This is a genomic window from Phenylobacterium sp. (assembly GCF_016124325.1).
Lineage (GTDB): Bacteria > Pseudomonadota > Alphaproteobacteria > Caulobacterales > Caulobacteraceae > Phenylobacterium.
On sequence record NZ_WGNY01000014.1, the window covers coordinates 173,613 to 193,150 of the forward strand.

At 70.8% G+C, this 19,538-nt stretch carries 19 protein-coding genes; 7 read left to right on the top strand and 12 right to left on the bottom strand.

Going from position 1 to position 19,538, the window contains the following annotated elements; translation table 11 throughout:
• Positions 1-5: 5 nt before the first annotated feature.
• Positions 6-719: a winged helix-turn-helix domain-containing protein gene (locus GC203_RS07805; protein WP_293453064.1), complete on the bottom strand. Its 714-nt coding sequence runs from the start codon at positions 717-719 to the stop codon at positions 6-8.
• A 101-nt stretch (positions 720-820) separates the two neighbouring features.
• Here GC203_RS07805 and GC203_RS07810 point away from each other — a divergent pair, with 101 nt between their 5' ends.
• Positions 821-1,129, top strand: coding sequence for an NIPSNAP family protein (locus GC203_RS07810; RefSeq protein WP_293453066.1), 309 nt, complete (start codon positions 821-823; stop codon positions 1,127-1,129).
• Here the strand turns inward: GC203_RS07810 and GC203_RS07815 are convergent.
• Positions 1,126-1,302, bottom strand: coding sequence for a hypothetical protein (locus tag GC203_RS07815; RefSeq protein ID WP_293453068.1), 177 nt, complete (start codon positions 1,300-1,302; stop codon positions 1,126-1,128). The two genes, GC203_RS07810 and GC203_RS07815, sit on opposite strands and share 4 nt — an antisense overlap.
• 52 nt (positions 1,303-1,354) lie before the next feature.
• Positions 1,355-3,265: a winged helix-turn-helix domain-containing protein gene (locus GC203_RS07820; protein WP_293453070.1), complete on the bottom strand. Its 1,911-nt coding sequence runs from the start codon at positions 3,263-3,265 to the stop codon at positions 1,355-1,357.
• Positions 3,266-3,558: 293 nt separating this feature from the next.
• Here GC203_RS07820 and GC203_RS07825 point away from each other — a divergent pair, with 293 nt between their 5' ends.
• Complete coding sequence (locus GC203_RS07825) at positions 3,559-3,924, top strand: UrcA family protein (protein WP_293453072.1); 366 nt, start codon at positions 3,559-3,561, stop codon at positions 3,922-3,924.
• Between the two features lie 64 nt (positions 3,925-3,988).
• A complete protein-coding gene (gene mddA, locus GC203_RS07830) occupies positions 3,989-4,732 on the top strand; it encodes a methanethiol S-methyltransferase (protein ID WP_293453074.1) in 744 nt (247 codons plus the stop codon).
• 66 nt (positions 4,733-4,798) lie between these two features.
• Here mddA and GC203_RS07835 read toward each other — a convergent pair whose 3' ends face one another.
• From GC203_RS07835 to GC203_RS07845, 3 genes are read right to left on the bottom strand one after another with little or no spacing between them, the layout of a single operon-like run.
• Positions 4,799-5,182 carry a hypothetical protein gene (locus GC203_RS07835; RefSeq protein WP_293453076.1) on the bottom strand — a complete coding sequence of 128 codons (384 nt, stop codon included), beginning with the start codon at positions 5,180-5,182 and terminating at the stop codon, positions 4,799-4,801.
• Positions 5,179-6,207 carry a phosphotransferase family protein gene (locus tag GC203_RS07840; protein WP_293453078.1) on the bottom strand — a complete coding sequence of 343 codons (1,029 nt, stop codon included), beginning with the start codon at positions 6,205-6,207 and terminating at the stop codon, positions 5,179-5,181. The genes GC203_RS07835 and GC203_RS07840 overlap by 4 nt, the downstream gene beginning before the upstream one ends.
• Positions 6,208-6,211: 4 nt before the next feature.
• Entirely contained in the window at positions 6,212-7,507 is a 1,296-nt protein-coding gene (locus tag GC203_RS07845; RefSeq protein WP_293453080.1) for a cytochrome P450, read from the bottom strand.
• Positions 7,508-7,644: 137 nt separating this feature from the next.
• Between GC203_RS07845 and GC203_RS07850 the strand changes: the two genes are divergently transcribed.
• Positions 7,645-8,718, top strand: a complete 1,074-nt coding sequence (locus tag GC203_RS07850) for a hypothetical protein (RefSeq protein ID WP_293453081.1) — start codon at positions 7,645-7,647, stop codon at positions 8,716-8,718.
• 139 nt (positions 8,719-8,857) lie between these two features.
• On the opposite strand, the gene GC203_RS07855 is transcribed toward GC203_RS07850, so the two are convergent.
• From GC203_RS07855 to cpaB, 6 genes are read right to left on the bottom strand one after another with little or no spacing between them, the layout of a single operon-like run.
• Entirely contained in the window at positions 8,858-9,829 is a 972-nt protein-coding gene (locus tag GC203_RS07855; RefSeq protein WP_293453082.1) for a type II secretion system F family protein, read from the bottom strand.
• Between the two features lie 4 nt (positions 9,830-9,833).
• Positions 9,834-10,805, bottom strand: a complete 972-nt coding sequence (locus GC203_RS07860; protein ID WP_293453083.1) for a type II secretion system F family protein — start codon at positions 10,803-10,805, stop codon at positions 9,834-9,836.
• Positions 10,805-12,208, bottom strand: coding sequence for a CpaF family protein (locus tag GC203_RS07865; RefSeq protein WP_293453085.1), 1,404 nt, complete (start codon positions 12,206-12,208; stop codon positions 10,805-10,807). Before GC203_RS07865 ends, GC203_RS07860 begins: the two co-directional genes overlap by 1 nt.
• Positions 12,208-13,395, bottom strand: a complete 1,188-nt coding sequence (locus tag GC203_RS07870) for a cellulose synthase operon protein YhjQ/BcsQ (protein WP_293453087.1) — start codon at positions 13,393-13,395, stop codon at positions 12,208-12,210. The genes GC203_RS07865 and GC203_RS07870 overlap by 1 nt, the downstream gene beginning before the upstream one ends.
• A 3-nt stretch (positions 13,396-13,398) precedes the next feature.
• Positions 13,399-14,748, bottom strand: coding sequence for a type II and III secretion system protein family protein (locus GC203_RS07875; RefSeq protein ID WP_293453089.1), 1,350 nt, complete (start codon positions 14,746-14,748; stop codon positions 13,399-13,401).
• A 4-nt stretch (positions 14,749-14,752) separates the two neighbouring features.
• Positions 14,753-15,697, bottom strand: coding sequence for a Flp pilus assembly protein CpaB (gene cpaB, locus GC203_RS07880; RefSeq protein WP_293453091.1), 945 nt, complete (start codon positions 15,695-15,697; stop codon positions 14,753-14,755).
• Positions 15,698-15,946: 249 nt separating this feature from the next.
• Here cpaB and GC203_RS07885 point away from each other — a divergent pair, with 249 nt between their 5' ends.
• The 3 genes from GC203_RS07885 to GC203_RS07895 are packed head-to-tail and all read left to right on the top strand — an operon-like array spanning position 15,947 to position 19,487.
• A complete protein-coding gene (locus tag GC203_RS07885) occupies positions 15,947-16,876 on the top strand; it encodes an aldo/keto reductase (protein WP_293453093.1) in 930 nt (309 codons plus the stop codon).
• 59 nt (positions 16,877-16,935) lie between these two features.
• Positions 16,936-18,150 (top strand): CoA transferase, encoded by a 1,215-nt coding sequence (locus tag GC203_RS07890; RefSeq protein WP_293453094.1) that lies wholly within the window; start codon positions 16,936-16,938, stop codon positions 18,148-18,150.
• The gene (locus GC203_RS07895) at positions 18,147-19,487 is read left to right on the top strand and encodes an MATE family efflux transporter (RefSeq protein WP_293453095.1); all 1,341 of its coding nucleotides are present in this window, start codon (positions 18,147-18,149) and stop codon (positions 19,485-19,487) included. The genes GC203_RS07890 and GC203_RS07895 overlap by 4 nt, the downstream gene beginning before the upstream one ends.
• The last annotated feature ends 51 nt before the right edge of the window (positions 19,488-19,538 follow it).

Here is a 19,538-nt window from a genome sequence, read left to right on the forward strand (position 1 = left end):
CCCGTTCAGATGATTCCGGTTGAACGGGAAAGGCCCTCGCGGCCGACCGGGCCGAAGGCCTGTTCGAAGGCGTGCAGTCCCGGCGCGGTGAACCGCACGATCCGGGTCTTCTCGACGCGCCGCGCCCAGCCCAGGTCGTAGATGCGCGAGAGCAGGCCGGCGCCCAGCACGCCGGCCATGTGGCTGCGCCGCACGCTCCAGTCGAGGCACGCTTTGCAGAGGGGCCGGCGGCCCGCGCCCTCCAGCACGACGCCGAAATCGCGGGCGAAGGCCTGGCCGGCTTCGGTCAGGAGCAGCGAGCCGTCGCGGTCCTCGACCCGGCCTCGCGCGAGCAGGGCGTCCAGGAGGGCCACGCCCGCATCGCCGGCCAGGTGGTCGTAGCAGACGCGCGCCCGGCGCATCTCCGGATCCCGCGGTCCCGGGCGCGTGCGCAGGTGGCCGACGCGGCCGGCCAGGGCGGTGAGGTGCTCCAGGGCTTCGGCCACCTCGGCGCCAGCCAGGGCGAAGTAGCTGTGGCGGCCCTGGCAGCGTCGCGCGATCAGGCCGCCGGCCTCCAGCTGGGCCAGGTGGCTGGAGGCGGTCTGGGGTGTGACGCCGGCCTCGCGCGCGAGTTCGCCGGCGGTCAGCGCCTGACCGCCCATCAGCGCCTGCAGCATGTTGGCGCGGCCCGCGTCGCCCAGCAGGGCGGCGATCCGGGTGATGTCGGGGCCGGTTGTCATGCCGCGATCATAACCGGGCCCGGGCTTCGACGCTTCGATCGCGGACGAACCTTGGGCGGCGGTCGGGAAGGTATCCAGGACGTCCGTCGCCCGGAGGCCCCATGACCGTCACCTGCTGCATCCGCTATCAGATCGATCCGTTCCAGAAGGAGGCGTTCGAAGCCTACGCCCGCAACTGGCTCACCATCATCCCGGCCTGTGGGGGCGATCTGCTCGGCTACTTCCTTCCCCACGAGGGGACCAACAACATCGCGCTGGCGCTGATCTCGTTTTCCAGTCTCGCGGAGTACGAGGCCTATCGCGCGCGGCTGAGGACCGATGCGGCGGGGGCGGCCAACTTCGCCGTGGCCCAGGAGAAGCGTTTCATCCTCGCGGAGGAGCGCAGCTGGCTGACGCCGGTCGAGGGCTAGGACCGCAGGGTGTTCTCGGCGCGCATGGCCTCGTAGGCGCGCCGCAGGGTCGCCGCCGCCTCGTCCAGCGTCTGCTGGAAATCGTCCAGCAGGCGGTCGTAGTGGCCGTCGAGCAGCTTGGCTTCCACGCTGGGCTCTTCGATCGCGGCGGGCTTGGGTCGGGCGGCTGGCATGGGCTCATGATGACCCCGCCATGGTTTCGAGCGGATTTACGCCCGCGCGAATTCAGCCCTGCCTCGGACACCGCCCAGGCGTGGTGATCGCCCTCGGCGGATCGACGCCATCCGCCGCCAGGGCCGCGCGAAGGGTCGGGTACGTCCGGACGTCGAAGGTCGGATAGATCATGAACTGCATCAGGGTCGGCAGCCGGTCGGGCGTGTCGAGGGGTCTGAGAAGGGTCGTCACGGCCGCCTGATCGTTCATGACCTCCGCCGCATTGAACCGCGTGCTGAGCCGCTTGGAGGCCGACAGTTCCCGGTAGAGGGCCCGCGCGTCGGCCAGACGGCGATCGGCGCAGGCCTGGCGCAGCTTGGCCAGCGTCAGGCTGTCGTGGGGCATGGAGGTGGTTTCCAGGCGGTCGAGATAGGCGCGCGCCTCCGAGACGCGCCCCGACCAGATCAACGCGCGCTGGCCCTGGTACAGCACCAGCGCCGAATTGGGCCGCAAGGTCCTGAGCCGACGGCTGAGCTGGGCCGCTTCCTCGAACCGCGCGCCCATGACCAGCAGGGTGATCGCCCGCGAGCGGGGCTCGCCGGCCTCGAGGGTCAGGTCGTTGAAGCGGCGCGCGGCGCGCACCAGGGTCTGACGGTCGCCGGCGTAGGCCGAAAGCTGGGCCATGTCCTCCCAGGCGCTGGTGTCGCGTGGCCGAGCGGCGAGGTACTCGGCCATGAGCCGCTGGGCCTGGCGGAAATGGAGCTGCATCACCGCCCGCTGGGCGCGGTATTTCAGCGACTCGGTGGCGTCGGGGCTGTTGGCGATCGCCGCGTCGACGCGCTCGAAGAAGCCCGCGAGGCGCGCCTTGTCGGTGAGGGCGTCGCCGCTGGCGCGGGCGTCCACGCGCGTGGCGTTGCCGAACCAGGTCTGGGCCGATCGCCAGTGAGCGGCGGAGAATCCCGGATCGAGACGGCGCGCCTCCTCGTACGCGTCGGCCGCGGCGCGCGAGAAGGCCACATCGCCCTCGTCGAGCTGGCGGCGGCTGAGCGCCAGGCCCTTCAGATAGGCTTCGTAGGCCTCGACCGAACGCGTCCCGGCCGCGGCCATGGCGCGCAGCTTGGCCGGGTCGGTGGCGGTCTTCAGGGCCTGGGCGATATGGACGCCCACGTCCTCCTGGATCGAGATGATGTCACCGCCAGTCCGGTCGTAGCTTTCGGACCAGACGTGGGCGCCGTCCGACGTGCGCACGAGGTCGGCGGTCACCCGGACACGGCCGCCGGAGCGGCGGATCGATCCCGTCAGCACATGGGCCACCTTGTGCGAGCGCACGGCCGCGGCGGGATCCTCGCCGGCCGGCAGGCGGGCGGCGACGCGCAGGTCGCGGGTGCGCGCCAGCGTGCTCAGCACCTCCTCGGTCAGGCCGTCGGCGAACCATTGGTCCGCGTGGCCGGGCGACAGGTCCTCGAACGGCAGGACGGCGACCGACTTGGGATGGGCCGGCGGGCCGTCCCAGGGGCGCGTGGCGATGGCCCAGGCGGCGAGGACGGCCAGAACCAGGGCCGCGGCGAGGCCGGCGAACAACGGCCAGCGCGGCGTGCGCGCGCCGCGCGCCGCCGGCTCGGGCGCCGGCGGTTCGGGGGTCATGGGGTTGGGGGCCATGGGGTCGGGGATCGGCGCGGCGTCGGCCGTCGGCGCCAGGAGGCGATAGCCGCGCCCGTGAACGGTCTGCACGAACCGCGGCCGCCGCGCATCGTCGCCGAGCGCCTGGCGCACCTCCTTCACCGCGGTGGTGAGCACCGACTCCGAAACCGCGAGGCCGGCCCAGACGCTTTCGAACAGCTCGTCCTTGGTGACCAGTCGCTGGGGCGTCCGCATCAGCCGTTCGAGCAGGGCGAACGCCTTGCCGCCCAGGCGCAACGGCTCGCCATCGCGCCACGCGCGCTGGTCGCGCGGGTCCAGCCGCAAGGGCCCGGCCACGAGCATCTCTGCCTCGGGCGGTTGCGTCGCGTCCGGGCCGGGCGGGGGATTGTCAGCGGGGGGCAAGGGTCTCGCGCCTCAGAACTTCCTCAGAATAGTCGCGCTCGGCCGGCGTCACCATGGCGCGTGCAAGGGCTTGATGCGATTGAAAATTTCTCACCGCCGCGACATGCGCGCGGCGTCGGCGGATTTCAGAACCTTTCCAGACCCTTCCCAGGATTTCGCGTACTGGAACCGGGCAGATTGATCCTTGCAAGGCCGGCATGCCGCCCGCCTTCGACACGCAAGGACGGAATTCTTTGACGACGACTTCGAATGCGCGATGGCGGCGCAGACCGCCGCGCGAGCCCTGGATCATCCGGCTGGCCACCTGGGCCGCCGGCGCCACCGTCGCGGCGGTCGCCGTGACCGGCGGCGGCTTCGCCAAGGCCGAGGAGCCGGCGCCCAGCAAGCGGGTGTTCATCGGCGACCTCAACCTCCAGAGCGACGCCGGCCGCGCCGTGATGAAGCGCCGCGTGAGCGTCGCGGCGCGCCACGTCTGCGGCGCGCCCGACCGGCGCCTGACCTACGCCAGCCGCCGCGCGGCGGCGTGTGTCCGCACCGCCGTGGCCGACGCGCTCGCGCAGACCGCGCCCAAGATGACGCTCGCCCGCAGCGAGCCCTGATCCCCTCGTCGGCGCCGGGCTTTCCGCCCACGGCGCCGACGCTCCGCCTTCGAGGGCTACCCACATGCTCGGACTCTTCTACGCCGCGTACGGCCTCGCCAGTTACGCGGTCTTCTTCGCCGCCTTCCTCTACGCCGTCGCCTTCGTGGGCGACCTCCCCGTCGTCCCCAAGACCATCGACAGCGGGACGCCAGGCGCGCTCGCCCCCTCGCTCCTGGTCGACGCCCTGCTGCTCGGGCTCTTCGCCGTCCAGCACAGCGTCATGGCGCGCCCCGCGTTCAAGCGCTGGTGGACCAAGATCGTGCCGCCGCCGATCGAGCGCAGCACGTTCGTGCTGTTCGCCAGCCTCGCGCTGATCGCGCTCTATGCCGGGTGGCAGCCGCTGACCCAGCCCGTCTGGGCGGTCGGACCGGGGCCGCTGGCCACGATCCTCGACCTGTTCTTCTGGGCCGGCTGGGGCGTCGTGTTGATCTCGACCTTCCTGATCAGCCACTTCGAGCTCTTCGGGCTCAAGCAGGTTCACGACCGGCTCGTGCGGCGGGAGCCCGCCGCACCCGAGTTCCGCACGCCGGGGTTCTATCGGTACGTCCGGCACCCGATCTACGTCGGCTTCATCCTGGCCTTCTGGTCGACGCCGTCGATGTCCGTCGGCCACCTCGTCTTCGCCGTGGCCACGCTCGCCTACATCGTCATCGCCATCCAGTTCGAGGAGCACGACCTCGTCGGTGTCTTCGGCGAGCGCTACCGCGCCTATCGCCGCCGCGCCGGGATGCTTTGGCCCAAGTTCGGAGGCGGCTCCCAGCCCTAGTGGAGCCGCCTCCGTCCGCGCCTCCGTCCCGCACACCCCGAACAGGGGCGGGGGCGCGGTTCATTCTCAGACCGGCGCCATGGAGAGCCGGCGCCGTTCGGTGGACGCGGCCAGTTCCGCCCAGATGGCCTCCTGGAGCTGGTCGTCGCCTGTCGCCTCGGCCGTCGCCTGGGCCTCGATCAGGGCCGAGCGCAGGCGGTCGTTCTCGGCCTGCAGCGCCGAGACGCGCAGGTTCTCGTCGGCGCCCGCCTCGCCCAGCAGGCTCCGGATCGCGCGGTTCTCCTCGACCAGGATGTGGGCCTGCCGGTCCCACATCTCGCCGGCCACCATCAGCAGCATGGCCGACAGCGACAGGTCGCTGGCCCGCTCGGGCTCCGGGACCCCCGGCATGGCGTTCTTCAGGAGCAGGCCCGCGAGCTCGGCGAGCACGGGAGGGACACGCGGGTTCATAGCCGGCCCATCACTTTCATCATGGCCCGGTCCTGGGCGTTGATCAGCCACCAGGCGGGATAGATCATGATCGGCGCGCGGTTGCCGCCGCCGTTGAAGGCCGCCGCCGAGCCGACCCAGATCCCCTGGCCCTTCACGCAGTTGAAGAGCGTCCACCAGTGCAGCGCGGCGGGATCGGCCTTCAGGCCCGATGCGCGCTCCCAGATGGCGACGGCCTCCTCGGGGCTGCAGAGGCCGCCGGCCTTGCCCTCGCGCCCGAAGGTCCAGATCGGCTGCAGGCTCCAGCCCAGGTCCTCCAGCGGGTCGCCCAGGTGGCACATCTCCCAGTCCAGCACGCCGTGGATGGCGCCGGCCTCGTCGTAGAGGAAGTTGCCGGTCCGGAAGTCGCCGTGCACGACGCTCAGCTTCTGGGCCGGCGGCGGCGGGTTGGCGCGCAGCCAGCGGATCGCCGCGCGGGTGATCGGCAGGGGTTCGGCCTGGTCGCGGTCGAGCAGCGCCTCCCAATGGTCCAGCTCGCGCTTCCAGCAGGCGTCCGGCACCGGCGCCTCCAGCCAGCGCGTCAGCCCCACCGCTTCCGGGTCGGCCCGGGCGATCTCGCCGAGTATGGTCCACTTCCGCTCGGCGACCCGCGGCAGGACGGCCTCGTGCGCGCCCGACAGGAGGACCTGGGGCGAGGCCTGGAAGCCGGCGATCTCCTCGGCGATGAAGAAGGGGTGGTCGAGCGCCGCCTTCTCCTCCTCCAACCACAGCATCCGCGGCACGGGCACCGCCGAATCCGCGAACGCCCGGTAGGCTTCGAACTCCACCCGGCGCTCGGTGTCGATCAGGCTGGCGGGCGGGTCGCGCCGCAGGATCAGCCGCCGCTCGCGCGGCGCGGCTGCCTCGGTCCAGGTCAGGCGGAAGCGATAGGTCTCGCGGCTGGCGCCGCCCGAGATGCGCTCCATGTCCACGACGGCGACGTCCGTGGCCTCCGGCATCTTGCCGGCGATGTAGGCCGCCACGCGCGGCTCCAGGGGATGGCTCAAGGCGTCACGCCATCTCGAAGCGGATCGGCAGGCGCTTGGGCCCGTTCACGAAGAAGGCCTCGCTGAGGGCCGCCTCGCCGGCCAGCTCGACCGACTTCAGCCGGGGGATCAGCTCCTCCCACAGGATCCGCATCTCCATCTTGGCCAGATGCTGGCCCAGGCACAGGTGGGCGCCGTAGCCGAACGCCAGGTGGCGGTTGGGCTTGCGGTCGATGCGGAAGGCGTCGGGCGCCTCGAAGACCTCCTCGTCCCGGTTGCCCGAGGCGTAGCAGAGCATGATCCAGTCGCCGGCCTTCACGGCGCGGCCGCGGACCTCGGTGTCGGCGGTGGCCGTGCGCATGAAGGTCTTCACCGGCGTGGTCCAGCGGATGGACTCGTCCACCAGGCCGGGGATGAGCGACAGGTCGGCCTTGAGCTTCTTGAACTCGGCCGGGTTCTCCGCCAGCGCCCACATCGCCCCGCCCGTGGAGGACGAGGTGGTGTCGTGCCCGGCGGTGGCGACGATGATGTAGTAGCTCATCGCCTCGAGGTCCGAGATCGGCTGGCCGTCGATCTTCGAGTTGGCGATCACCGAGGCGAGATCGTCCGTCGGGCTGGCGCGGCGCGCCTCCGAGAGCTTGCGGAAGTACTCGAAGAAGTCGGTGATGACGCCGAAGTCGATCTGCCGCTCCTCCAGGGGCTTGTCGGAGTCGGCGGTCTTGCGGCCCAGCTCCGGGTCGGTTGCGCCGAACAGCTCCTGGGTCAGCTTGAGCATCCGCGGCTCGTCGCTTTCCGGCACGCCCATGATCGTCATGATCACATGCAACGGATAGTGCAGCGCCACCTCGTTCACGAAATCGCACTGGCCGCCCTGGGCCGCCATCCGCTCGACGGCGGCCCTGGCGATCACCCGGATCCTGTCCTCCAGGCTCTTGAGGTTCTGGGGCATGAACCAGGCCTGGGTGAGGGCGCGGTACTTCAGGTGGTCGGGCGCATCCATGTGGATGAGCGTCCGCAGCAGGTGCGGGCTACCGCCCATCATCTCGCGCACCTTGCGATCGGCCAGCTGGCTGGTCAGGACCGGGTTGCGGTCGCCGTTGTGGAACAGGTCGTTCTGGCGGCTGATCTCAAGGATGTCGGCATGTTTCACCGCCGCCCAGAAGGGATCGACGCCCTCGATGTCGGCCACGCCGAACGGCTCGTTCTTCCGCAGCCAGCGATAGGTCTCGAAGATGCGTCCGTCGGCGTAGGCCGCCGGGTCCGCAAGGTTGCCGGCGTGCGCCTGCGGAATGCGATGCTCGGCGGCGGTCATCACGCTCATTGGTCAAATCGTCATCCCCCTGACGCGGGGTCACGCAGGACGACGCCTCCCTAAGTTCTTATCGTGCGCGAAACTGATACCGCGCGCCGCGGTCCGCAAGCGTGACGGCGCGTCAACCAGGAGGAGGCCGAGAGGCGATGCTGACCCGGGGCGACGACTACCCGATCCACCAGACGCCCGAACCGATCGCCTACGCCGGATCGGATCGGAATTTCTACGACCGCTACTTCTTCAACGCCTACGCGCCCGATGGTTCGGCCTTCGCCGCCGTCGCTTTCGGGGTCTACCCCGCGCTCAACGTGGCCGACGCCCACATCGCCATCGTCAAGGACGGCAAGGAACGCTGCATCCACGCCTCGCGGATCCTGGGCATGGAGCGCATGGACCTGTCGGTGGGGCCGATCCGCATCGAGGTGCTGGAGCCGCTGCAGAAGCTGAAGGTGACGCTGGAGACCACTGACGGCCTGGCCGCGGAACTGATCTTCGAGGGACGCGCCTTCCCGATCGAGGAGCCGCGCTTCATCCGCCGCAACGGCCCGCGCCTGTTCATGGACTACACGCGCCTGACGCAGAACGTGCGGGTCACCGGCTGGCTGGAGGCCGACGGCGAGCACATCCCGGTGGTGCGCTGGCTGGGCACGCGCGACCGCTCGTGGGGCATCCGGCCCGTTGGCGCGCCCGATCCTCAGCCCACGCCGGGCGGCGGGATTCGGGCCTTCTTCTGGCAATGGGCGCCGCTGAACTTCGGCGACCGCAGCGTGTTCTTCCACATCAACGCCGACCCGGACGGCAAGCCGTGGAACACGCGCGCCGTGATCCTGCCCGACGGCGCAGGCCCGGAAGGCGGCTACGAGACCGAGGAGGCCACGATGGCGACCGAGCTGGTCCCGGGCACGCGGCACGCCAAGGCCGGGGTCCTGACCATCCCGCTCGGCCAGGGCGCCGCGACGGTGCGCATCGAGCCGCAGTCGGTCTTCCTGATGCGCGGCATCGGCTATGGCGGGGAGTGGCGCCACGGCGGCCTGAAGGGCGACCTCGCTGTCGCCCGCGAGGACATCGACTGCGCGGGCTTCGACCCCAACGACATGGGCAACCTGCATATCCAGGCGATCAGCAAGGCGACGCTGTCGGTCCCCGGCGAGGCCGACCAGGAGGGCGTCGGCGTGTTCGAGCAGCTGATCCTGGGGCCTTACCGGCCGCTTGCCGTATAGGCGTCGGCGCGGCCGCCGCGCCGCCTAGAGCCTTCCCGGATCAGGTGGGATCACCTGATCCGGATGAGAAGGCTCGATCTTCAAGAGTGTAGAGCCCGTCCGGGCGGGTGAACCGGTATCCACTTCACCCTGACGGGCTCTAGGACCCGTGGTTGAACACGTGGATGAGGCGCACGGCCGCCGGCAGCATCAGCGCGCCCAGCAGGGCCGGGAAGATGAACAGGATCAGGGGCACGGTCAGCTTGGCCGACAGCCCCAGGGCCTTCTCCTCGGCGCGCAGCATGCGCTTGGCGCGCATGTCGGCCGAGAACACCGACAGCGTCTCGCCCAGGCTGGTGCCCATCTCTTCGGCCTGACGCAGCATGGTGGCCAGGGCCCGCGCGTCGTCGATGCCGAGCCGTTCGGCAAAGGCGGTCCAGGCGTCCTTGCGCGCCCGGCCGGCGCGCAGCTCCAGCACCAGGAAGCGCAGGTGGATCGTCAGGTTGGGGTAGCGGCGCTCGAGTTCCTCCGTGACGCGGGTCACCGCGGCGTCGAGCGACAGACCGGCCTCGACCGAGGCCACCAGCAGGTCGAGCAGGTCGGGGAAGCCCTCCGCATACTCCCGCTCGCGCGTCGCCTTGCGCTGCTTGAGGACGAAGTCGGGACCGTAGAGCGCCACCAGCGACACGCCGACCGCGAGCGCCAGGGCGGCCATGTTGCCGCCCTTCTGGCCGATCATCGCTGGCAGGATCAGGACCACGCCGCCGGTCGCGATCGCCAGGGCCACGGCCTTCACGCCCAGGAACACGACCGGCGCCTCTCGGGCGTGGAAGCCGGCCTGCGTCAGCCGCGACCGGAGCAGCGAGACCTTGGCCGGGTCGCGCACGGCGCTCTGCTGGCCGAGCCGGCGGACCGTCGACATCACCTGGTCACCGAGCAGGCCGCCCGGCCTCTGGACGGCCGGATGGGGCGAGCCGCCGATCGCCATCGTCCCACCCGAGGACAGGCGCGTGCGCCGCAGCGCCCGCAGCCGCAGCTCGGTCGCCGCGATCCAGCCCAGCCCGCCCAGCGCGCCCAGCGTCAGGACCAGGCCGACGGCGTAGATGATGGTTTCGAGGGAAAGTCCGGCCATCGGATCAGAGCCGCATGTCGATCATGCGGCGCATGATCAGGTTGCCGAGGAAAATCCAGAAGGCGAGTCCGGCGAGGCCGTACTTCACCACCGGCTCGTCGATCACGTCGCCGTAGAAGCTAGGCGAGATCATCATGATCATGCCGAGCGCGATGAACGGCGCGGCGGTCAGGATCATCGCCGAGGCGCGGCCTTCCGACGACGCCGCCTTGATCTTCAGGCGCATCTTGTGGCGCTCGCGCACGGTGTTGGCGTTGAGCTTGAGCAGGCCGGTCAGGTTGCCGCCGGTCCGCTCCTGCAGCCGCACGGTGGCGGCGAACAGGTCGACGTCGGGATGCTGGCAGCGCTCGCTCATCCGCTCGACCGCCTGCTCCAGGGTGGCGCCGTAGGCGATCTCGTCGGCGGCCATGCCGAACTCCGAGCCGATCGGGTCGCTCATCTCGCGGCCCACCAGCGCCACGGCGGCCGGCACCGGGTGGCCCGCCTCCAGGGAGCGGACGATGATGTCGAGGGCCTGGGGCAGCTGGAAGCCGAGGGCGGCCGCGCGCCGGCCCGCCGCCATCTTGAGCGCGCCCAGGGGGACCAGGACGCCGCCCAGCACCAGGCCGCCCACGACGGCGATCGGGCTGTGGCCCAGCAGCCAGCCGCCGGCGCCGGCGATCAGGGCCGAGCCCGCGACATAGGTGAGCCACTTGCGCTGGTCGTACGGAAGGCCCGAGGCGACGATCAGGTTCGATAGCCACCGGAGGCGCCCGCCGCCGCGCCCGCCGGCCGCCGTCAGGCCGCGCTGCTTGCGCAGCTCGACGACCAGGGCCGAGATCCCCTCGACCTTCTCCGAGACCTTGAGGCGGCGGTTGAGCTGGCGCTTCTGGGTCGCCACCGAGAAGACGCCCACCAGCCCCTGCACGCCGGCGAACACCGCGGCGAAGACCATCACCATCACGATCAGCTTGGCGTCGATCGTAAGGCCGAACATCAGAGCACCTTGTTCGGGTCGAAGTTGGTGGTGTCGAAGTTCACGCCGCGGCGGAGCATCTCGTCCAGGCAGCGGGGCCGCAGGCCGGTGGCGCGGTGCTCCCCGTGGACCGTGCCGTCGGGCTCGGTGTGGGTGCGGTTGAACAGGAAGATGTCCTGCATCTGCACCACCTGGCCCTCCATGCCGACGATTTCGGTCACGTGGGTCACCTTCCGCTTGCCGTCAGACAGGCGGTTGACCTGCACCACCAGGCCGACGGCCGAGGCGATCTGCGCGCGCACCGCGTCGGGGCCCAGGTTCATGCCGCCCATGGCGACCATCTGTTCGAGGCGGCTGATGGCCTCGCGCGGGTTGTTGGAGTGGATCGTGGCCATCGAGCCTTCGTGGCCCGTGTTCATGGCCTGCAGCATGTCGAAGGCTTCTTCCGAACGGACCTCGCCCAGGATCACGCGGTCGGGACGCATCCGCAGCGCGTTCTTCACCAGCTCGCGCTGGCGGATCTCGCCCTTGCCCTCGATGTTCGGCGGCCGGGTCTCCATGCGCACCACGTGCGGCTGCTGCAGCTGCAGCTCGGCGGCGTCCTCGATGGTGATCAGGCGCTCGCCGTGGCTGATCGCGGCCGACAGGGCGTTGAGCAGGGTCGTCTTGCCCGAGCCGGTGCCGCCGGAGATCACCGTCGAGACGCGGCTGTAGACCGCGCCATGGAGGAATTCGGCCATCGACGTGGTCATGGCGCCGAACTCGACCAGCTTCTCCAGGGTCAGCGGCTTCTTCGAGAACTTCCGGATCGAGACCGAGCAGCCGTCGATGGCGATCGGCGGGATGGCGGCGTTCACGCGGCTGCCGTCGGGCAGGCGGGCGTCGACCATCGGCTGGCTCTCGTCGATCCGGCGGCCGACGCCGGCGACGATCCGGTTGACGATGCGCAGCAGGTGGTCGTTGTCGCGGAAATGGATCGGGGTGAGCTCCAGCTCGCCGCGCCGCTCCACATAGACCTGGTAGGGGCCGTTGATCAGGATGTCGTTGATCGACTCGTCCTTGAGCAGCGGCTCGATCGGCCCCAGCCCGACCATCTCGTCGAAGATCGAGGCGCCCAGCGCTTCGAGCTCCTTGGTGTTCAGCGCCATGCGCTCGGCGCGGGCGAACTCCACCACCTGGCCATGGACCTGGCGGCGCAGTTCCGCCTCCTCCAGCTTGTCCAGCTTCGAGAGGTCGAGTTCGTCGATCAGGCGTGCGTGCAGCCGCAGCCGCAGGTCGAGGTTGGCGTCGCGCGGCGGGGTCTTGACCTTGGGCTCGGCCTTCGGCGCCGGCGCGGGCGCGGGGGTCGCCGGCTGGGCCGCGGCAGGCTGCTGCTGCTGCGGTGTCGGCGGCGGCGCGGAACGGGCGAGGCTGAAGCGGGCCATCAGGCGGCCTTGACGCCGGCGTCGCGCCGGACCGGCTGGGCGGCCAGGCGTTCGACGAGGGCCTGGACGTCCTTGACGATCTTCGACTTGGGCCGGTGCTGGGCCACGGGGCCGCCCAGGTTGGCCGACGCCGCGGCGGCCTCCCAGTCCGAACTGATCCCGCCCTCGGCCTTGCGCTGCAGCGCCTTCTCGGCCTCGGCCATGGAGGGCGCGGGGCCGAACATGCGGCTGGCGAGACGGTTGAGGACGATGCGGGGCCGCCGGCCGGTGCCGAGGCCGTCTTCGATCTCGTCGGAATAGGCGCGCGCGGCCAGCAGGGCGGGGACCGTGAGTTCGGAGATGACCAGCACCTCGTCGCAGCCCGCCAGCGCCTCCAGCGTCCACGAGCGGCGGTGCCGCGGCATGTCGAGGATCACCCAGTCGTAGCACTCGCACGCCACTTCCAGCAGGCGCAGCACCGCCTCGCGGCTGACGGCGTCGAAGGCTGTCGGATCGCGGACGCCGGCCACGAGGTCGAGCCCCTTGGACACCGGCGTGACGAACGCCTGGAGCATCGAGGCGTCCATCCGGTCGGCTGCGTTTCCGAAATCGGCGAGCCGCACCGTCGGGGCTGCGCCGAGATAGGCGGCGGCCGCGCCGTCCGCGAGGTTGAGGTCGATGAGGCAGACCGCGCGGTCCTTGTCCTCGCGCATGGCGAGCGCGTTGGCGATCTCGATGGTGATCGTGGTGGCGCCGGCGCCACCCACCGCGCCCGAAATCGCCCAGCAGCGGGACTCGCCCGATGTCGGCGCGGGCGCTGGCTGGGCCTCGGCGAGCAGCGAAAGGGCCGCCGCCGAAAGCTGCTCGGGCGAGAAGGGCGCCTCAAGGATGTCGGCCGCGGGCAGGCGAAGCAGGTTGCGGACCAGGCCGGCGGGCAGGCGCTCGCCGATCATCAGCACCGGCGGAGGCGCGCGCAGGGCCGAGAGATGCTTCACCGCCGCGCCCAGGGCCGAGGCGTCCCAGGCGTCGGCGTCGATCAGCACGAGGTCGCAGGCGCCGGGGGCCAGGGCCTCCAGCTGTGCCACATTGGCCGTCTCCAGGACCGCGCCGGCGAGCGGCCCCTGGCCGTAGGGCGCGAGCGTCGCGCCGAGCGCCAGGATGCGGCGGTTCTGGAGGAGCGCGGGCGAGGCGGGCTTGTTACGCAGCATGGACTATCTCGACGCAGGGGCGTTGAGCGACGGGTCGTCGGTCAGCGGCCGGTCGTGCGCCTTGCCTTTCAGGTACAGGTCGGACGATGTCGCCTCCACGCCGGGCAGGGCTTCGGGCGGCGTGATCGAGCGGTCCTCCGACGTCGCCAGCCGCGGGGTGACCACGATCAGCAGTTCGGTCTCGCTGCGCTTCCAACGGGCCGAGCGGAACAGGGCCCCCAGGATCGGCACGTCGCCCAGACCCGGGGTCTGCTGCACGTTGTTCTCGTAGTTGTGCTGGAACAGGCCGGCCATCGCGAAGGAGTCGCCGGGACGCAGCTCCAGCGTGGTCTTGGCCCGCCGAACGCTCAGCGCCGGCACCGTGATGTTGCTCAGGGTCAGGGCGTTTGTGTAGTCGAGCTGGCTCACTTCGGGCTCGACGGCCATGCGGATCCAGCCGTTGTCGAGCACCTGCGGCAGGAAGTTCAGCCGCACGCCGTATTCCTTGAACTGGATGGTGATGCGGTTGAGGTCCTCGGGCACCGGGAACGGGAACTCGCCGCCGGCCAGGAAGCTCGCCTTCTCGCCGGAGATGGCGACGATGTTGGGCCGCGCCAGGGTTCGCACGACGCCCTTCTCCTCAAGCGCCTGCAGCGCCGTGTCGATGGTGGTGGAGCCCGAACCGCCGTGCGTGGCGAACGTGCCGTGCGGCGGCGTGATCGAGCCGATCAGGCCGGTGCCCGTGGCCACGGCGAACGAGTTGTTGAAGACGCTCAGGTTGAAGCCGGCGTCCTTCAGCGCCGTGCGGTTGGCTTCCAGGATACGGACCTCGAGGATCACCTGCTGCGAGTTCCTGACCGTCAGGCGGGAGATCACCGAGTCGGGCGCGTATTTCGAGGCGATCTTCTCGGCGCCGGCCTGCACGCCGGAGTCGGAGACCTCGCCGGCCAGCATCAGCGTCTCGCCCAGGTTGCGCACCTGGATCGGTTCGTTCGGGAAGGCGGCGGCCAGGTCCTGCTGCAGGCCCTCGGCGTCGTAGCCGACGCGGATGTCGATGACTTCGCTGAGCTGGCCGCTGCCGTTGTAGACCAGCATGTTGGTGGAGCCGAACTCGATGCCCTGCACGTAGAAGCTCGACTCGGAGGTGGCCGTGATCTTGGCGATCTCGGGCTGGGCGATGACGATCTTCGAGGCGGGTCCCGGCAGGCGGAAAGACAGCGACTTGTCGCGCGGCACGTGGATGGTGCGCCGCAGGACCGGTTCGCTGGCCATGGTCGAGGTGGCGGCCGGCGCGGCGGCCTCAGCGGCGCCCAGTCCCACCAGGGCCAGGGCGAACGCGCCCAGGACGGGCCGGATCATCGGAAAAGAACGCATGGGACTATCCGATCAGGCCGAGGCCGCTGGCGATGGGCTTGGCCGCGGCCGTGGGCACGGCGTCGCTGGCGGCGAGAGTGGGCGTCGGCGCGACCGGCGCCGGCGCGGCGCTGGCGCGGGAGTGCTTCGAAGACTGACCTTCGATGATCAGGATCGGCGAGCGCGGCCGCGCCGGACCGCTGCTGCGCGCCCCGCCGCCGCCGCCGCCGCCGGCCAGGAAATCGGTGGTGCGCAGCGGGCGCGCGTCGGCGACCTCGACGCCGCCGGTGCGGCGCAGGGCGAGCGAGAGCGTGCCCAAGGTGGTGGCGACCGACAGCTTCTGGGCGTCCTCGACCGAAACCTCGATGGTGTAGGTGTTGGGGTTGGCCGGCTTGTCGGTGGTGGGGTCGGCGTTGAGGTCGAGACCCAGGACGCGGGCGTTCTGGACCACCACGTAGGAGATGAAGTTGCGCGACGGGCCGCTGGGGGTCAGGTCGCGCATCAGCACCACGTCGACGCGGTCGCCCGGCAGCGCATGGCCCCCGACGCCGGTCGCGTCGTTCACCTTCAGCGCATAGGCGCGCATGCCGTCCTTGATCTCGGCGGCCACCGAGCGGCGCGCGCCGGGGCCCGACAGCTTGGTCGGCAGGATGGGCTCGTGGTCGGAGATTTGCGTGATCGCCACGGGCGGGCCGCTCGGGTCGGCGCCCAGCGCCTGCTCGACGGTGGTGAACGCGCCCTTCGGGATCGCCGAGGCGGGAACCTTGACCACGGTGAGCATGCCGGCGACCAGCTTGTCGCCGTATTTGATGTCCTGGGAGGCCACGACCATCGGCGAGCCTGGAGCCTCGCCATGGCTCGTGGGCAGCTTGGCAGCCGACGCGCTGGGGAGCGCCACCTTGGCGACGAAGAGAGCGCCGAGGCCGAGAACGGCGGAGGCCGCCAGACTGACGATGGTTACGACGCGCATGCGCTTGCCCGACCAACTTGTTTTTGTTGCTCCGGAGGTTAACGACGCCGCTCTTGCGATATCCCGAACGAAGAGGGTGAATGGCGCGCCAATCATTCTGAACCGGGGGCGCAGAGGATGAACCGCGCCGGCGTGGCCTCCCGCGCCCGGCGCGCGCCGGGCCGAGTTCCGCGCAAGCGCGGATCGGCGAAATGGTTCACACCCCAGCCGCTCGCGCTCTAAGGTCGCATCCAGGACAGGGAGAGCGCGATGAAGGTGCGTCGGTTGGGGAGTTCGGGCCTCAAGGTCAGCGTGGTGGGCCTGGGCTGCAACAATTTCGGAATGCGGATCGACGCGGCCCAGACCGACGCCGTGGTGAACGCCGCCATCGACGCCGGGATCACGCTGTTCGACACCGCCGACATTTACGGCGGGACCCAATCGGAGGAGTTCCTGGGCAAGGCCCTCGGCAAGCGCCGCCACGAAGTCGTGCTGGCCACCAAGTTCGGCATGCAGATCGGCGGCGACCCCAAGAGGCGCGGCGGCTCGCGCAAGTGGATCATGACCGCCGTGGAAGACAGCCTGCGCCGGCTCGGCGTCGACTACATCGACCTCTACCAGCACCACCAGCCCGACCCCGACACGCCGGTCGACGAGACGCTGCGGGCGCTGGACGACCTCGTGACCCAGGGCAAGGTCCGCTACATCGGCTGCTCGAACTACGCGGGCTGGCAGATCGCCGACGCCGACTGGACCGCCGCCGGCCAGAGCCGGTTCGTCTCGGCGCAGAACCTCTATTCGCTGCTGGAGCGGGACGTCGAGCGCGAGGTGTTGCCGGCCTGCGAGCATTTCGGCCTGGGCTTCCTGCCGTTCTTCCCGCTCGCCTCGGGGCTGCTTTCCGGCAAGTACCGGCGGGGGGAGCCGCCGCCCGAGGGCACCCGGCTGGCGGCCTGGGGCGCGCGCGGCCAGCAGGCGATGAGCGAGGCCAACTTCGACAAGGTCGAGGCGCTGGACGCCTGGGCGAAGGCGCGCGGCCACACGATCCTGGAACTGGCCTTCGCCTGGCTGCTCGGCCACGAGGCCGTGTCGTCCGTCATCGCCGGCGCGACCAGCCCCGAGCAGGTGAAGATCAACGCCGCCACAGCCGGCTGGACCCTCACGGCCGAGGACGTGGAAGAGGTGGGCAAGCTCGTCGCCTGAGCTTGGCGGACGGAGCGTCAGCGTGCCATGAGCCGTCGTCCGGCGGACGCGGAGGGATCATGTACGACCTGTTGAAGGGCCTTCGGGTCGTGGAGGGCTCGGCGTTCGTCGCCGCGCCCACCTGTGGCCTCTACCTCGCCCAGATGGGCGCCGAGGTGATCCGCTTCGACCAGATCGGCGGCGGCCCCGACTTCCGCCGCTGGCCGCTCGCCGACAACGGCATGAGCCTCTACTGGGAGGGGCTGAACAAGGCCAAGAAGTCGATCGCCATCGACCTGGCGCGTCCCGAAGGACGGGAGCTCGCCCAACGCCTGGCGGCCGCTCCCGGCGACGACGGCGGGCTGTTCGTCACCAACTTTCCGGTCGACGGCTTCCTTTCGTACGAGCGGCTGAAGGCGCTTCGGGACGATCTGATCTGCGTGCGCGTGATGGGCTGGGCCGACGGCGCCCAGGGTATGGACTACACCATCAACGCCGCTCTCGGCCTGCCCGACATGACCGGGCCGGTCGGCGACCCGCGGCCCGTCAACCACGTCCTGGCGGCCTGGGACCTGCTGACCGGGGCCTACTGCGCCTTCGGTCTCGTCTCGGCGCTGCTGGCGCGGATGCGGGGCGGCGGCGGCCGCGAGATCCGCTGCTCGCTGTCGGACATCGGCGCGGCCAGCATGGCGAACATGGGCTTCATGGCCGAGACGTTGTTCGCCGGCCACCAGCGGCCGCGCATGGGCAACGACGTGTTCGGCGCCTTCGGCCGCGACTTCACCACCAAGGACGGCCAGAAGCTGATGCTGCTCTGCATCACGCCGAAACAGTGGAGCAAGGCGCTGGATGTGCTGGGCATCGCCGCCGAGGTCGCCGCCGTCGAGGCCGAGCTAGGGGTCTCGTTCGCCAAGGACGAGGGCCTGAGGTTCACCCATCGGGCGCGGCTCTATCCGCTGTTCGAACGGGCCGTGGCGGCGAAGACGGCGGGCGAGCTCACGCCGGCCCTCGACGCCGGCGGCGTCACCTGGGGCGCCTACCAGACCCTGGAGGCGGCGCTGGAGGATCGCAGGCTCTACAAGGACAACCCGATCTTCGAGACGATCCGCCACCCCAGCGGGCTCGACTATCCGGCGCCCGGCGCGATGGGGACGATCCCTCAGGACGCGCGCCAGGCGGTCGCCCCCGCCCCGCGCCTGGGCCAGCACACCGACGAGGTGCTCGCCGAGGTGCTGGGAATGGACGGGGCCGAGATCGCACGCCTCCACGACGCCGGAATCGTCGCCCAGGGGTGAGCGCCGAGGGCCCCAGTTCCACGGCGGCCCTGAGCCGCGCGATCCTGGCGATCGCGCTGCCGTCCATGCTGACCAATGTGGCCACGGCCTTGTTCGGGATGGCCGACACCTGGGTCATCGGCCGCCTGGGCGATCCCGTCGCTCAGGGCGCGGTCGAGGTGGGCTCCAAGCTGCTGATGGCCCTGCTCATCGTCTTCAACTTCCTGCGCTCCAGCACCGTGGCCCTGACCGCCCAGGCGGCCGGACGCGAGGACGAGGCCGGCCAGGCCGCGGCGCTCACGCGCGGACTGGCCGTGGCGCTTCTGGTGGGGATCCTGTTGCTGGCGGCGCAGCCCCTCGTCATCCGTTTCGGGCTGTCGCTGTTCGATGCGAAAGGCGCCCTGGCCGACCAGGCGCACGGGTACGTCGCCATCCGCTATTGGGGCGGCCTGGCCTGGCTGTTGAACGCCGTGCTGGTGGGCTGGTTGATCGGGCGGCGCCGCGTGCGCGCCGTGCTGGCCGTCGAGGTCGGCTCCAACCTCTTCCACATCGCGCTGGATGCGACGCTGGTCCTGGGCTTCGGCCTCGGGGTGGCCGGCGTCGCGGTCGCCACGCTCTCGTCCGAGACGGCCAAGCTGGCCGCCCTCGTCGTCATCGCGGCGCGTGAGCGGCCGGCCCGCCTGGCCCTTGCGCTCGCCCGCGACCGGGCGACCTGGAAGGCCTCGGAACTGGGGGCGTTGTTCGCCCTGAACCGCGATCTGTTCCTGAGGACCCTGCTGCTGATGGGATCGACGGTGCTGCTCACCCGCGCCGGCGCCCAACAGGGTGCGACGGTGCTGGCCGCCAACGCGATCCTCTACCAGCTGTTCATGCTCTCGGCCCTGATCATCGACGGCTTCGAGAGCTCGGCCCAGGTGCTGTCGGGCGAAGCGCTCGGCGCGCGGAACCGGCCGCGCTTCGACCACCAGGCGCGCCTGATCATGGCCTGGGCCGTCGCCAGCGCGGTCGGCGTGGCCCTGGTCTATCTGACGGCCGGCGGGATCATCGCCCGCAGCTTCACGACCAGCGCCGAGGTCGCGGCCACGGTCACCGCCTACGTCGGCTGGGCGGTGGCCCTGCCGCTGGCCGGCGTCGCCTCGTTCGTCTTCGACGGCGTGTTCATCGGCGCGAGCTGGACGCGGGCCATGCTGGTCAGCATGGCCGCGGCGCTGGCGGTGTTCGTCGCCCTGCTGTTTGCGACCGCCCCGCTGGGCAACCACGGCCTGTGGCTGGCCTTCACGCTGTTCTTCGTCGCGCGGGGCGCGGGCCAGGCGCTGATGCTGCCGGGCCTTGCGCGGCGGAGCTTCGCCGCCGCCTGAAGCGCCGCAGGCGCGCTCATTTTGGAACCACGGGTTGCACGGATGAACACG

What these genes read in the sequence shown, in the direction of transcription:
- GC203_RS07805 (WP_293453064.1), bottom strand. Translation starts at nt 719, where the DNA reads ATGACAACCGGCCCCGACATCACCCGGATCGCCGCCCTGCTGGGCGAC.
- GC203_RS07810 (WP_293453066.1), top strand. Translation starts at nt 821, where the DNA reads ATGACCGTCACCTGCTGCATCCGCTATCAGATCGATCCGTTCCAGAAG.
- GC203_RS07815 (WP_293453068.1), bottom strand. Translation starts at nt 1,302, where the DNA reads ATGCCAGCCGCCCGACCCAAGCCCGCCGCGATCGAAGAGCCCAGCGTG.
- GC203_RS07820 (WP_293453070.1), bottom strand. Translation starts at nt 3,265, where the DNA reads ATGCTCGTGGCCGGGCCCTTGCGGCTGGACCCGCGCGACCAGCGCGCG.
- mddA (WP_293453074.1), top strand. Translation starts at nt 3,989, where the DNA reads ATGCTCGGACTCTTCTACGCCGCGTACGGCCTCGCCAGTTACGCGGTC.
- GC203_RS07835 (WP_293453076.1), bottom strand. Translation starts at nt 5,182, where the DNA reads ATGAACCCGCGTGTCCCTCCCGTGCTCGCCGAGCTCGCGGGCCTGCTC.
- GC203_RS07845 (WP_293453080.1), bottom strand. Translation starts at nt 7,507, where the DNA reads ATGAGCGTGATGACCGCCGCCGAGCATCGCATTCCGCAGGCGCACGCC.
- GC203_RS07850 (WP_293453081.1), top strand. Translation starts at nt 7,645, where the DNA reads ATGCTGACCCGGGGCGACGACTACCCGATCCACCAGACGCCCGAACCG.
- GC203_RS07855 (WP_293453082.1), bottom strand. Translation starts at nt 9,829, where the DNA reads ATGGCCGGACTTTCCCTCGAAACCATCATCTACGCCGTCGGCCTGGTC.
- GC203_RS07860 (WP_293453083.1), bottom strand. Translation starts at nt 10,805, where the DNA reads ATGTTCGGCCTTACGATCGACGCCAAGCTGATCGTGATGGTGATGGTC.
- GC203_RS07865 (WP_293453085.1), bottom strand. Translation starts at nt 12,208, where the DNA reads ATGGCCCGCTTCAGCCTCGCCCGTTCCGCGCCGCCGCCGACACCGCAG.
- GC203_RS07870 (WP_293453087.1), bottom strand. Translation starts at nt 13,395, where the DNA reads ATGCTGCGTAACAAGCCCGCCTCGCCCGCGCTCCTCCAGAACCGCCGC.
- GC203_RS07875 (WP_293453089.1), bottom strand. Translation starts at nt 14,748, where the DNA reads ATGCGTTCTTTTCCGATGATCCGGCCCGTCCTGGGCGCGTTCGCCCTG.
- cpaB (WP_293453091.1), bottom strand. Translation starts at nt 15,697, where the DNA reads ATGCGCGTCGTAACCATCGTCAGTCTGGCGGCCTCCGCCGTTCTCGGC.
- GC203_RS07885 (WP_293453093.1), top strand. Translation starts at nt 15,947, where the DNA reads ATGAAGGTGCGTCGGTTGGGGAGTTCGGGCCTCAAGGTCAGCGTGGTG.
- GC203_RS07890 (WP_293453094.1), top strand. Translation starts at nt 16,936, where the DNA reads ATGTACGACCTGTTGAAGGGCCTTCGGGTCGTGGAGGGCTCGGCGTTC.